Annotated in this window: 13 protein-coding genes and 1 pseudogene; 5 read left to right on the forward strand and 9 right to left on the reverse strand. The window is 73.3% G+C overall.

The features are described 5' to 3' along the window. Window positions 1-8: 8 nt before the first annotated feature. Window positions 9-1,070 carry an SPFH domain-containing protein gene (locus tag AB0G79_RS12645; RefSeq protein ID WP_360804597.1) on the reverse strand — a complete coding sequence of 354 codons (1,062 nt, stop codon included), beginning with the start codon at window positions 1,068-1,070 and terminating at the stop codon, window positions 9-11. 239 nt (window positions 1,071-1,309) lie between these two features. Here AB0G79_RS12645 and AB0G79_RS12650 point away from each other — a divergent pair, with 239 nt between their 5' ends. Next, window positions 1,310-1,789 carry a hypothetical protein gene (locus AB0G79_RS12650; RefSeq protein ID WP_360804600.1) on the forward strand — a complete coding sequence of 160 codons (480 nt, stop codon included), beginning with the start codon at window positions 1,310-1,312 and terminating at the stop codon, window positions 1,787-1,789. A gap of 78 nt (window positions 1,790-1,867) precedes the next feature. On the opposite strand, the gene AB0G79_RS12655 is transcribed toward AB0G79_RS12650, so the two are convergent. From AB0G79_RS12655 to AB0G79_RS12665, 3 genes are all read right to left on the reverse strand, one after another. After that, entirely contained in the window at window positions 1,868-2,290 is a 423-nt protein-coding gene (locus AB0G79_RS12655) for a DUF350 domain-containing protein (protein ID WP_360804603.1), read from the reverse strand. A gap of 193 nt (window positions 2,291-2,483) precedes the next feature. Continuing rightward, window positions 2,484-3,101 carry an HdeD family acid-resistance protein gene (locus AB0G79_RS12660; protein WP_360804606.1) on the reverse strand — a complete coding sequence of 206 codons (618 nt, stop codon included), beginning with the start codon at window positions 3,099-3,101 and terminating at the stop codon, window positions 2,484-2,486. Window positions 3,102-3,173: 72 nt separating this feature from the next. Then, window positions 3,174-4,559, reverse strand: coding sequence for a dipeptidase (locus AB0G79_RS12665; protein WP_360804609.1), 1,386 nt, complete (start codon window positions 4,557-4,559; stop codon window positions 3,174-3,176). A 181-nt stretch (window positions 4,560-4,740) separates the two neighbouring features. Between AB0G79_RS12665 and AB0G79_RS12670 the strand changes: the two genes are divergently transcribed. Further along, window positions 4,741-5,295 (forward strand): DoxX family membrane protein, encoded by a 555-nt coding sequence (locus AB0G79_RS12670; protein WP_360804612.1) that lies wholly within the window; start codon window positions 4,741-4,743, stop codon window positions 5,293-5,295. Between the two features lie 32 nt (window positions 5,296-5,327). Next, on the forward strand, window positions 5,328-6,263 hold the full coding sequence (gene opcA, locus AB0G79_RS12675) for a glucose-6-phosphate dehydrogenase assembly protein OpcA (RefSeq protein WP_360804615.1): 936 nt from the start codon (window positions 5,328-5,330) through the stop codon (window positions 6,261-6,263). Between the two features lie 192 nt (window positions 6,264-6,455). On the opposite strand, the gene AB0G79_RS12680 is transcribed toward opcA, so the two are convergent. Continuing rightward, the gene (locus AB0G79_RS12680; protein ID WP_360804618.1) at window positions 6,456-7,427 is read right to left on the reverse strand and encodes an acetylxylan esterase; all 972 of its coding nucleotides are present in this window, start codon (window positions 7,425-7,427) and stop codon (window positions 6,456-6,458) included. Window positions 7,428-7,692: 265 nt separating this feature from the next. Here AB0G79_RS12680 and AB0G79_RS12685 point away from each other — a divergent pair, with 265 nt between their 5' ends. Then, window positions 7,693-7,974: a hypothetical protein gene (locus tag AB0G79_RS12685; RefSeq protein WP_360804621.1), complete on the forward strand. Its 282-nt coding sequence runs from the start codon at window positions 7,693-7,695 to the stop codon at window positions 7,972-7,974. Window positions 7,975-8,040: 66 nt separating this feature from the next. On the opposite strand, the gene AB0G79_RS12690 is transcribed toward AB0G79_RS12685, so the two are convergent. Both AB0G79_RS12690 and AB0G79_RS12695 read right to left on the reverse strand, forming a co-directional pair. Next, window positions 8,041-8,421, reverse strand: a complete 381-nt coding sequence (locus AB0G79_RS12690) for an STAS domain-containing protein (protein WP_360804624.1) — start codon at window positions 8,419-8,421, stop codon at window positions 8,041-8,043. Beyond that, a complete protein-coding gene (locus AB0G79_RS12695; RefSeq protein WP_360804627.1) occupies window positions 8,418-8,756 on the reverse strand; it encodes an AsnC family transcriptional regulator in 339 nt (112 codons plus the stop codon). Before AB0G79_RS12695 ends, AB0G79_RS12690 begins: the two co-directional genes overlap by 4 nt. A gap of 137 nt (window positions 8,757-8,893) precedes the next feature. Here AB0G79_RS12695 and AB0G79_RS12700 point away from each other — a divergent pair, with 137 nt between their 5' ends. Beyond that, window positions 8,894-9,958: a TIGR00341 family protein gene (locus AB0G79_RS12700; protein WP_360804630.1), complete on the forward strand. Its 1,065-nt coding sequence runs from the start codon at window positions 8,894-8,896 to the stop codon at window positions 9,956-9,958. An 11-nt stretch (window positions 9,959-9,969) separates the two neighbouring features. Here AB0G79_RS12700 and lysA read toward each other — a convergent pair whose 3' ends face one another. Beyond that, window positions 9,970-11,280, reverse strand: a complete 1,311-nt coding sequence (lysA, locus tag AB0G79_RS12705; protein ID WP_360804633.1) for a diaminopimelate decarboxylase — start codon at window positions 11,278-11,280, stop codon at window positions 9,970-9,972. A 206-nt stretch (window positions 11,281-11,486) separates the two neighbouring features. Further along, a pseudogene (locus AB0G79_RS12710) lies at window positions 11,487-12,320 on the reverse strand (class II glutamine amidotransferase). Window positions 12,321-12,439 lie beyond the last annotated feature (119 nt).

Raw genomic sequence — 12,439 nt, forward strand, 5'->3', positions numbered from 1 at the left:
GATCCTCGTCACTCCTGGTTCTGGGCGGCCGGGCCGCTGCGGCGGGTGTAGAAGGCGACGGTCAGGTCCTTGACCAGGGCCTGGCGTTCGAAGTCGTCGAGCTCGACGAGACCGCGGGAGGTCAGTCGGGTCACGGTGTCGTCCACGGCGTCGACGACACCGGTCAGGACGCTGTCCCGGTGCTTGGCGTCGAGCGCGGCGATCTGCCGCCGGTGCATGGCGGCGGCGACCTCGGGGGCGTACTCGATACGGGTCGGGGTGGCCGAGAAGACGCCGATGCCGACCGGTCGGCACTCGGCGGCGAGGGTACGGGTCAGGGCGTCACCGACGGCCTCGGCGTCCCGCAGGGTCGGACCGTCGCCCCGGAAGGCGTCGGCGGGCAGCTGCGAGAGCACGCGCGCGGCGGCGGCCTCCACCTGCTCGCGCAGGTAGTCGAGATGGTCGTCGACGGCGTACAGGGCGCGGGCCGTGTCCCTGACCGACCACACCACCAGGACCACCACGCGCAGCGCCGAACCCTCGGCGTCGACGACGGAGATCGGCTCGCTGCGCCAGTGCCGGAGCCTGACGTCGATCCGGCGGCGCAGGACGAACGGGCTGATCCAGGCCAGGCCGGTGCGGCGGACCGTGCCGCGGTACCGGCCGAAGAGGGAGAGCACCCAGGCGGATCCGGTGCGCCCGCGGGTCAGCCCGCCGAAGGCGATGACCGCGACGGCCGCGCAGCCGCCGAGCGCCGCCCACTCCCACGGGAGGAGGTGGATGTCGAGCAGGGGTCGGAGCGGGCGGGCGCGCCAGAGCGTGGCCCCGGCCCCGGCGAGCGCCGCGAGACCGGTGAGCACCGCGAGCCAGCCGGGGACGGCGGGGCCGGGGCGCTCGACGAGGTCGGGGTCGGAGGGCGGGGGGCGCCGGGCGAGGGTGATCGGGCGGACCGGCGCGGTGGACGGGTCCGCCGTCAACGGCGCGAGGAGCTCGGTGGGTTCCGTCGTGGGCCGGGGAAGGGTCTGGACGGTCTGCGCGGGGGACGGCTGCGGGGTCGGCCGCTCGGCGTCCGACCGGAAGAGGTCGTCCATCGGTATGCCGTCGGAGGGACGGCGGAATCGGACGGGTAGGGGCCGCTTCTGTGGCTCGCTCATGAGGCCCTTCCGGCCGTCCGGGAGATGACGGCACGTCGGATGATCTTCAGAAACCATCGTCACAGGGGGGAATGTCCTGATTGCCGTGACGAAGGTCCCGAATGCCCGGGACTTTGGTCCCTGGTCCGGAAGCTCCCCGGGAGGCTGTTGTCAGTGGCGGCTCCTACGGTGGAACCATGACGACGACGAGCGGTGGGGGAGCGTTCGAGGCGGCCACGGGTGACGGACCGCCGTTGCCGGCTGCCGACGCCGAGCAGCGGTCGCGGGAGGTCCGCGCGGCCCTCGAAGGGCTGCTCCAGATCAGACGCCTGACGAACGGTCGGGGCGGCGACCCGAGGGCCGTACCGGCCGACTGGGAGCGCGCGCGGCCGGTCCGTGCGGTGGCGCTCGCCCTGGAGGCGGGCGGGATCGTCCCCTCGGCCGTGGACGCCACCGGGGCGCGCGTCGGCACGGGGTACCGGGTCGGGGCGGGGGACCGTCCCGCGGCGACGGTCGTCGAGTGGCTGGGGCCGCCGGGCTCGGGGGCGGCCCAGGAGGAGGCGGAGGCCCTCGGCGCGTGCGTACCGGTGCTCGCGCGCCTGGGCTGGGACGCCCTGCTCTACAAGGGGCCGCGCGGTCACCGCTTCCTGGAGGTGGAGCCGATCGGGCGCGGGTGAGGGGCGGGTGCCGGAGACGCCGTGAGCGCGTGGCCCCGGCGGGGCCACGCGCTCACGGAACGGAAGGGGTTCGGCCCGTCAGGCGATCGACGCGGAGACGATCGCCGAGACGGCGAGATTGCAGGAGGCCGTCACCCAGACGGCGGGATGCGGCTCGGGGTCGACGAGCGTCGCGCCGAGGCGGCCGGGGGTGACCAGGTCCACCACGAGGAAGGCGACGGCCATCATCACGAGGCCGAGCAGGCCGAACGCGGCGGTGGAGACGAGCCCCTTGCCGAAGTTGTCGTACGTCGTCCAGATGGAGGTGAAGACGATGCCGCCGATGCCGAGCAGCGCCGAGCTCAGGAGGATCGCCGCGTTGCGGTTGCGCTCCTCCCAGATCTGCCGGCCGAGCTTCCCGGGCGTCAGCACGTCCACGAGCACGATGCCGAGGATCAGCAGGACCACGCCGAGGGCGCCGTAGGCGCCGGCCCGGCCGAGGCCGTTGACGATGTCGCTCATGGGATGCCGACTCCGGAAGATCGCGATCACGGGGGATCGGTGGTCAAGGACCGGCAAAATGTAGCGCACAGGTCAAGCGCGCCCGCCGCCCGCCCGGGGGTCGGGCGGGCGGCGGGCGGTTGCCGGGCGCTCGGAAGGCGGGGCATTCCGTCGGATCACGCCGGATAACGGGCGCAGGACGGGCGGCGTCGCCTCATGCCCCCGGCGGCAGGTTCTTGGCGCGGGAGCGCACCATGAACGCGGTGACGGCCTCGACGATGCCGACGACGATCAGCCAGATGCCGACGAGGACGGTGAGGACCGCCGCCGACTCCAGCGGCGAGACGATCAGGACGATGCCGGCGAGGGCGCTGACGATGCCGAGGAAGATCTGCCAGCCCCGCGCGGGCATGGCGGAGTCGGATGCCGCGGCCACGGTCTGCGTGATGCCCCGGAAGAGCCAGCCGATGCCGATCCAGAGGGCGAGGAGCAGGGTCGACTGCATCGCGCCCCGGAAGCAGAACAGGCCGAGCAGGATGGACAGGGCGCCGCTGATGAACGCCATGACGCGCAGCGCGGTCGTCGCGTGCGTGCCGAAGGCGGCGACCAGCTGCATGATGCCGCTGAAGAGCAGGTAGAGGCCGAAGAGCACACCGGCCACGAGCAGCGAGGCGCCCGGCCAGACGAGCACCAGGATGCCCAGGACCACCGACACGAGTCCGGCGATCAGCAGCGCCTGCCAGGCGGCTCCGGCCAGCATGCCGAGCGGGCCCGGCGGGACGTCCGACCGCGCCGGTCCGCCGTCGGCCGGTCTGCCGTGAGTCTGCGTCATGGAACTCTCGCTTCTTTTCCGTTGGGGGGAGGGAGTGGCAGTGCGGGGGAGGGGGAGGGAGGGCAGCGGGGGTCAGCGGCCGGAGGCGGTCGCCGCGTACCCGCGGAGGAAGAGCGCCTCGGCCAGCGCCATGTGCTCGATCTCGGAGGGGTCGACGCTCTCGTTCGGCGCGTGGATGAGGCAGCCGGGCTCCTCGACGCCGATCAGGGCGATCTCCGCGTCGGGGAACTGGCCGGCGAGCACGTTGCACAGCGGGATCGACCCGCCCTGCCCGGACTGGACCATCTCCTTGCCGTACGCCTCGCGGAGCGCCGCCGCCAGGGCGCCGTAGGCCGGGCCGTCGGTGCGCGCCCGGAAGGGCTGGCCGCCGCTCTCGGGCTCCACCTCGACCCGCGCGCCCCACGGCGCGGCCGAGGTCAGGTGGTCGCTGAGGGCGCGGAGCGCCTCGTCCGCGTCGATGCCGGGCGGCACCCGCAGGCTGACCCGGGCCCGTACCTTCGCCTGGATCGCGGCGGAGGAACCCACGACCGGCGGGCAGTCGATGCCGAGCACGGTCACGGCGGGCCGCGCCCACAGCGCGTCGGCGACCGAACCCGTACCGACGAGGTCGACGCCGTCGAGGGTGCCGACGTCGGCACGGAACTGGTCGACGGGGTAGTCGACGCCGTCCCAGGCGCCGTCGCCCGGCAGCCCCTTGATCGCCGTGTTGCCGTTCTCGTCGCGCAGGCCGTCGAGGATCCGTACGAGCGCGGCGAGGGCGTCGGGCGCGGGGCCGCCGAACATGCCGGAGTGCATCTCGCCCTTGAGCGTGGAGACGGTGACCACCACGTTCGCCAGGCCGCGCAGGGAGGTGGTCGTCGTCGGCAGTCCGAGCGCGAAGTTGCCGGTGTCGCAGACGAGCAGGGTGTCGGCGGCGAAGAGCTCGGGCTGGAGGGGGACGAGCTTCTCCAGGCCGCCCGTGCCCTGTTCCTCCGAGCCCTCGGCGACGAACTTGATGTTCACCGGGAAGCCCTTGCCCTCGGGCCCCCCGAGCGCGCGCAGCGCCGTCAGGTGCATGGCGATGTTGCCCTTGCAGTCGGCCGAGCCCCGGCCGTACCAGCGGCCGTCGCGCTCGGTGAGCTCGAACGGCGGGGTCTGCCAGGCGGCGTCGTCGAGCGGGGGCTGCACGTCGTAGTGGCAGTAGAGCAGCACGGTCGGCGCGCCCTCGGGGCCCGGGGCGTGGCCGACGACCGCGTCCGTGCCGTCCGGGGTCGTCACCCGGCGCATGTCGCGCAGTCCCGCCTCGGTGAAGGCCCGGACGAGGAAGTCGGCGGTCCTCGCGCACTCCTCGGGCGGGAACTGGCGCGGGTCCGCGACGGACCGCATGGCCACCAGCTCCGTGAGGTCCTCCTTGGCGCGGGGCATCAGCGCCCGGACCTTCTCCCGCAGTGCGGCCGTCTCGGCGGACTCGGCGGTCATGCGCATCCCCTTACCTCGGCAAAAGCAGTGATCGCTCCCTCACTAAAGCAATACGGAACATAAGCCGCAAAAGATGACTCCGATGGAGCAGAGGGCGGTGTCTCCGGGCGGCGCGGCGGGGCGAGGCGCCCGAGAGTGGTCGAGGAACGAGCCCTCCCCCCACCCGTTACGGAGACTGCTCATGACCCACCTCAACCGACGCGACCTCGGGCTGCTGGTCCTGCGGGTCGGCACCGGCGCCGTCCTCGCGGCGCACGGCACCCAGAAGCTCTTCGGCTGGTTCGGCGGCGGCGGCATCGAGGGCACCACCCACGCGATGGAGGCGATGGGCTTCTCGCCGGGCCGCGAGAGCGCCGTCGCCGCCGGTCTCGGCGAGGCGGGCGGCGGCGCCCTGCTCGCCCTCGGGCTCGCCACCCCGGCGGCCGGCGCCGCCGCCGCGGGCGCGATGGCGGGGGCGGTCGCCGTGCACGCCCCGGCCGGCTTCTTCGCCCAGGGCGGCGGATTCGAGTACCCCGCCTTCCTCGGCTTCACCGCCGCCTCCATCGGCATCACGGGCGCCGGGCGCTACTCCCTCGACCACGCCACCGGCCACGTCCTCGACCGGCCCTGGGTGGTGGCCACCGCCTTCCTCGGTGCCGCGCTCGCGGCCGCTGCCGTGGTCGGCCGCCGGGCCAAGGAACAGGCCTCGCCGGACGGGGACGCACCGGCGGACGGCGCACCGGTGGAAGAGGGTTAGGCTCGCCGGAGACGAAGGGACGGGCGCGGCGCATGAAGATCGATCTGACGGACACCAACTCCAGCAAGATCAACAAGGCGATCCTCGAGGGGCGCAGGGCCGTCGGCACACCCGCCGTCGGCGTCGTCCTCACGCTCATCGTCGTGACCGACGAGGAGAACGCCTACGACGCGGTCAAGGCCGCCAACGAGGCGTCCAAGGAGCACCCCTCCCGCACGCTCGTCGTCATCAAGCGCCACGCCCGCTCCCCGCGCGAGCGCCACGAGACCCGCCTCGACGCCGAGGTCAGGCTCGGGACGGACGCCGGCTCCGGCGAAACGGTCCTGCTCCGCCTCCACGGCGAACTGGGCGCCCGCGCCGACTCCGTCGTCCTCCCGCTGCTCCTGCCCGACGCGCCGGTCGTCGTCTGGTGGCCCGTCGACGCGCCCCAGGTCCCCTCCCTCGACCCCCTGGGCATGCTCGCGCAGCGCCGCATCACCGACATGTACGCGGTCGAGGACCCGCTCGCGGCCCTCGCCGCCCGCGCCGCCTCGTACGCACCCGGGGACACCGACCTCGCCTGGACCCGGCTCACGCCCTGGCGGTCGATGCTCGCCGCCGCGCTCGACCAGGCGCACGCGACCGTGACCTCGGCCGCCGTCGAGAGCGAGGCGGAGAACCCGAGCGCCGAACTCCTGGCCCGCTGGTTCGAGGTGAGGCTCGGCGTCTCCGTCGACCGGATCGTCACCGACGGCCCGGTCGTCACGGCGGTCCGCATGGGCACGGCCGGCGGCGAGATCCGCATCGACCGCCCGGAGGGTCCCGTGGCCCGCCTCGCCATTCCCGGCCAGCCCAGCAGGGTCCTCGCCCTGAAGGTCAGGACCACGGCCGAGCTCATCGCCGAGGAACTGCGCCGCCTCGACCCGGACGACGCCTACGCCGCGGCACTGCGCGGCAAGGGCGCCCCCGCGAGGAAGCCGCGGTCGTAGGGGTTGTCCCGCCGCGGTGTCCCGCCGCGGCGTCCCGGCGCCCGAGCCCGTCCGTGAGGCGCCACCCCGCCGGGCCCGGGCCGGCCGCACGGCCCCGGCCCCGGCCCACGCGCGCACACCGTCACGCCCCCACGGTCACGCACGCCCCGACGATCACGCCCCCATCGCGCCCCCACGGTCACGCACACGCCGTCACGCGCGCAGCCGCCCCGGCAGCCAGCGCAGCTGAGCGGCCTGCTGGAACGGGCCGCCGCCCTCGTGGTCGTTGAAGTCGTAGATCTCGATCTCCTTGTCCTCGACCGCGTACGCGTTGAACGCGGCGAACACCGTCGACGGCGGGCAGGTCGTGTCCTCCAGGGCCGTCGAGAACAGCGCGGGCGCGGTGGCGCGGGCCGCGAAGTGGACCCCGTCGAAGTAGGCGAGGGTCTCCCGCACCCTCCCCACGTTCCCCCGGTGCGTCTTGAGGTAGTTCCCGATCTCGCGGTAGGGCATGCGGTCGGTGAGCGTCGTCGCCCTCGGGAAGTCGCAGAGGAACGGCACGTCCGGAGCCACGGCGGCCAGATCCGGCACGAGGCCGCCGACGGCGAGGCTGATGCCGCCGCCCTGGCTCCCGCCCGTCACGGCCGTGCGCGCCGCGTCGACCAGCGGGTGCGAGCGCGCCGCCTCCACGGCCCGGACCGCGTCCGTGAACACGCGCCGGTAGTAGTACGTGGCGGGGTCCTCGATGCCCCGGGTCATGTAGCCCGGGAAGGCCGGGGCGCTGCCGACCGGGTCCGGGGTGTCCCCGGGCGCCCAGCCGGAGCCCTGCCCCCGGGTGTCCATGACGAAGTGCGCGAACCCGGCCGCGGCCCAGAGCAGCTGCGTGTGCGGCAGGTTGCGCCCGCCCCCGTACCCCAGGAACTCGACGACCACCGGGAGCGGTTCGGCCGTCCCGGCGGGCAGCACGAGCCAGCCCTTGACCGGGTGCCCGTCGAATCCGGCGAACGTCACGTCGTACGTCTCCACGAGCGCGAGCCCCGTCTCGACGCGCGCGAACCGCGGATCGAGCGCGTGCGCCCGCGTCTCGTCGAGGGTCTTCGCCCAGAAGGCGTCGAAGTCCTCCGGCTCCACGGACGTGCTGCGGTGGGCGCGGAGTTGGTCGATGGGCAGGTCGAACTGGCTCATGGAAACCGCCTGGGGCCTGGTGGGAAAGAAGGAATCACGTTCGAAATCTCGACCGGTTCGCCCCGGTCCTGCCCACCCTAGTCCGCGACCGACGCCGATTCATATACGTGAATGGGGAGCGGGGTTCCGCGGAAGACGCAGGCAGACACGTGCGTCCGACCGCACGACGAGACGGCCCGCGAGCCGGTCACCGTGGCATCCTCGGACGATGCTCCCCGCCGTGTCCGACTGCGTGGGCGCTCGTCGTCCTGCGCGGAGGGACACCATGCTCATCAGTCACACCGTTCGCCACGAGGTCCTGTACGTCACGCTCCACCGCGACCTAGACGTCACCAACCGGGCGGCGGCCGCCCTCCAGATCCAGGCACTGGTCCAGGACCACCGCCCGGCCCGCGTCGTCATCGCGGTCCCGGCCGCCGACCCCGCCCCCGCCACCCTCAGCGCCCTGGCCCGCGCCCACCGCATGTGCGCGAGCCTCGGCATCCCCCTCGCCCTGACGGGCGCGAGCACCCGCACCCACCGCCTCCTGGACGTCAACACGGTATGACGCGGAGGGGCGCCCGGCGCCTCAGGACCCGGCGCCTCGGGACCCGGCGCCTCAGGACCCGGCGCCTCAGGGTCCGGTGGTGAGGACCTCCCGGGCCCCGGTCACGTCGACGAGGCGGGCGACGGGACGGCTCAGCGCGGTCAGGACCAGCGATTTCCCGGCCCCGAGGGCCCGGTGGTGCAGGTCGACGAGGAGGTGCAGGCCCTGGCTGTCGCAGAAGATGACACCGGAGAGGTCGACGTCGAGGCCCTCGCGGCTGGAGTCGAGCGCGGCGGCCAGGTCGCGGCGCAGGCCGTCGGCGTCGTCGAGGTCGATCTCGCCGTACACCCGCGCGAGGGACCGGAGCGGTCCGGGTTCGACGACGACGGCGACGATCGAGGACAGCAGGGCGTCCCCGGCCCGCTTCGCCGCGGCGGCGGGGAGCAAGCTGTCGAAGCGAGTGGTCATGGCCCTGCTCCCTTCGGTGAGGGGTCGTGTGCGCCGTCCGCCCCGAGCTCCACCAGCAGCCGCAGCAGGTCCGCGACCTCGTGCCCGCCCTCGGCCGGATGACGGAAGAGGGTGCCGGGCGTGACCTCGTAGTGGTTGCGCCGTCCGTGGCGTACCCGGGTGAGGTACCCGGCGGTCTCCAGGTCCGTCACGATGGCCTGGGCGGCCCGTTCCGTGAGCCGGCAGCCCTCCGCCAGGTCCCGCAGTCGGATCTCGGAGTCCCGCAGGACCATGGCGAGGATCCGGGCGTGGTTCGTGACGAACGTCCAGTTGCTCCGAGGCGCTTCCGGCTCCATGCCCGAATTATGCGACTTGTCATGCCGGTTTCGCCACGCCTGAATGTGGATTCCGGTGTCGACGACTTCCCTCGACTCGCACAAGGTGTCGAACCACCCCATACTGCGTGAAACGAACAACAGGGAGGGTCTGTTCGATGACCGACGGTCACGCTGCGCAGGCAGCCGGAGGACGCCCCCAGGCGCGCCGCGTCGACGCGGCGGCGGCCCGGCGGATGGCCGAATCCCTCTTCATCGAGCGCGACTGGCGCAGCCCCAGCTCGTCACGGTTCTGGGTGCTGCTCGTCCTCGCGTCGGTGATCGCCGGCGCGGGCGTCGTGGGCGACTCCACGGCCACGGTCATCGGCGCGATGATCGTGGCCCCGCTCATGACCCCGATCCTCGGCACCGCGCTCTCCCTCGTCCTCGCCGACCGGGCCCACGTCACCCGCAGCGCGCTGCTCGTGATCGGCGGCGCGCTGGCCGTGGTGTGCATCGGGATGCTGCTCGGCTGGATCGTCTCGCCGCCGGACGCCTTCGCCAACAACAGCCAGGTGTCCTCCCGCATCAGCCCGCGCCTGATCGACCTGTTCGCCGCGCTGGCCACGGGCACGGTCGGCGCCTTCGCCCTGGTCCGCACCGACATCTCCGACACCCTGCCCGGCGTCGCCATCGCGATCTCCCTCGTCCCGCCGCTGGCGGTCACCGGGCTGCTCCTCACGGTGGGCCGCTATCACGACGCCGGGGAGTCGGCGCTCCTCTTCGCCACGAACGTGGCGGCCATCGTCGCGACCGGCACCCTCGTCTTCCTCGCCTACCGCGTCCGGGACGCGGCCCGTGAGGCCGGGCTGACCGTGGGCGACTTCCACGGCCGGACCCTCGTCGCGGTCGGCGCCGTCGTCGCCCTCGTCGCGGTCCCCCTCACGACCGGCACGATCGCCGTCGCCAAGGACAGCTCCCTCGCCGCCGACGCCCGCCCCGTCGCCGACCGCTGGGCCGCGCAGGGCGCCTGGCAGATCGCCTCCGTCGACGCCCGCAACGGCGTCGTCCTCATCGGCGTACTCGGCCTCCCGCCCCAGCCCGCCCCCACGGCCCTCCGCGCCGCCCTCGACCGCGCGGGGATGGCCGATGCCGACCTCCAGCTCCGGCTGGTCGGCGGGCGCACCCACTGGTGCGCCGCGCACTCCGTCACCTGCACGGTCGAGAACGCCCGCACCGACTGACCGCCGGGGCGTCAGATCCGGCTGCCGGGGAGGCCCAGCTCCGCGGCGACCAGGTCCTCGTAGGTGTCGCGGCGCCGGATGAGACGGCCGGCGGAGCCTTCCACCAGGACCTCGGCGGGACGCAGCGACGAGTTGTACTGGCTGGCCATGGTCATGCCGTAAGCGCCCGCCCCGAACACGGCGATGAGGTCACCCTCCCGCAGGACGGGGAGCGCGCGGTCGCGGGCCAGGTAGTCGCTGGACTCGCAGATCGGCCCCGCCACGTCGTACGGGACGCTGCCGTCGAGGCTGAGGCTCTCGGTGCGCGCCGGGGGAACGACCCCGCCGGCGGGGCGGACGGGCCACATGAAGTGGAAGGCGTCGTAGAACGCGGCGCGGATGAGGTTGTTCATGCCCGCGTCCACGATCGCGACGGTGCGGTCACCGGCCTGCTTGAGGTAGCGCACCCGGGTGAGGAGGATCCCCGCGTTCGCCGCGATGGAGCGGCCCGGTTCCATGACCACGCGGCCGCCGGCCTCGACGAACGGCCGCAGCACGGGGACGATGGCCTCGGCGTAGTCCTTCCAGCCGGGCGCGCTGCCCGTCTCGTACGCCGCCGCGAAGCCGCCGCCCATGTTGATGAGTTCGACGGTGTGACCGGCGGCGCGCAGTTCGGCCGCCAGGGCCAGGACGCGGGTCAGCGCGCGGACGTACGGCTCGGGGGAGTGGATCGGCGAGCCGAGGTGGACGTGGAGACCGGTCAGCCGCAGGTGGGGCAGCCCGGCGGCGCGCGCGAAGATGTCCGCCACCCGCTCCAGGTCGACCCCGAACTTGCTGCCCCGGGTGCCCGTGGTGGTCTTCTCCGGGGTGTTGTGCCCCTCGACGTCGGGGTTGACGCGGACCGCGACGTTCTGCGGACGGCCCGACTCCGCCACGACGCGGGCGAGCAGTTCGAGCTCGGACTCGGACTCGACGTTGATGCAGCCGATGTTGTGCGCGACCGCCTCCTCGAGCTCCGCCTGCGACTTTCCCACACCGGCGAACACGATGCGTTCGGCCGGGATGCCGGCGGTGATCGCCCGGTGCAGTTCGCCACCGCTGACCACGTCGGCGCCGGCGCCGCCCGAGGCCAGTTCGCTCAGCAGGTGCAGGTTGCTGCACGTCTTGACGGCGTAGCAGACCAGGGGGTCGAGATCGGCGAAGGCGGCGGTCAGATCGGCGAGATGGGTCGCCAGCGTGGAGCGCGAGTAGACGTATGTCGGTGTGCCGTACTCGGCGGCCACGTCGTGGAGGTCCACCCCCTCGCAGCGCAGCGATCCGTTGTCGTACGTGAAGCTGTCCAACGTGCGTCCTTCCCCGGAGTGCAGATCGGAGAGGAGTCTAGTGGCGCGCGAGGGACGACGTGGCGTCAGAAACCTTTGTGCGCTGGGTATTTGACCTTCGGGTTCACCCCCCTGGGTGCTCCTTCCGCGGGGGAGTCGCACGTCGACCGGCCCGCCCTCGGCGTCCTCGGCTTCGGGCCCGCCGGCACGCCTGTCCGGCGGTACGGTCAGGCCGCCGCCGGGGCGAAGCGGTGGAGTTCGTCCGTGCCGGGCTGCACGACGCCGTAGCTGTTCTCCGGCACCTCGTTCCAGGCGCCCGGGAGGTCCCCCAGGGGCTCGGAGACGACGAGGCGGGTCTCCTCCGAGATGCCCCGCAGGAACGCGACGTCGGGGTGGAGGCGGCGCAGGGCCTCCACCCGGCTGCTGTAGAAGAGCGAGCGGGACGCCCGGGCGCTGGAGTAGCGGAAGACCCAGACGCGCTCGCCGTCGGTGAGGGCGAGCGTCATCTGGAGGGGGTTCTCCACCCCGTGTTCGTGCCCGACCCGCTCCACCACGCCCGCCATCCTCGCGACGGCCGCGGGCGGGTCGTCGTCGAGGCCGTAGGTGAGGGCCAGGTAGAACATGACCTCGGAATCCGTCGTGCCCTCGATGTCCGCGTACAGCGCGGGGTCGACGAGCAGGGTCAGGTCGCGGCGCAGCAGCGGGAAGCCCGTGATGGCGCCGTTGTGCATGAACATCCAGCGGCCGTGCCGGAAGGGGTGGCAGTTCGCCTACTGTACGGCCGTTCCGGTCGACGCCCTGATGTGGGCGAAGAAGAGCGGGGACTCGACGTGGTTCGCCAGCTCGCGCAGGTTGCGGTTGTTCCACGCGGGCCCGATGTCCCGCAGCACCGCCGGCGTCTCGTCGTGCTCCGAGTACCAGCCGATGCCGAAGCCGTCGCCGTTGGTCGTCTCCACGCCCATCCTGGAGTGCAGGCTCTGGTCGATGAGGGAGTGGGCCGGCCGGTAGAGGAGCGCTTCCAGCAGCACCGGCGTACCCCGGTAGGCGAGCCACCGACACATACGCGATCACCTGAATCCCTGCCCGGCACCGGTCCGGCACACCGTCCGGTGCTCCCATTCTCGGCGCCGCCCCCGTGGATCGCCACAGCGGCGGCGGTGTCCCCGGCCGTAGCCGTCGT

The organism is Streptomyces sp. NPDC020807 (assembly GCF_040641575.1).
GTDB lineage: Bacteria > Actinomycetota > Actinomycetes > Streptomycetales > Streptomycetaceae > Streptomyces.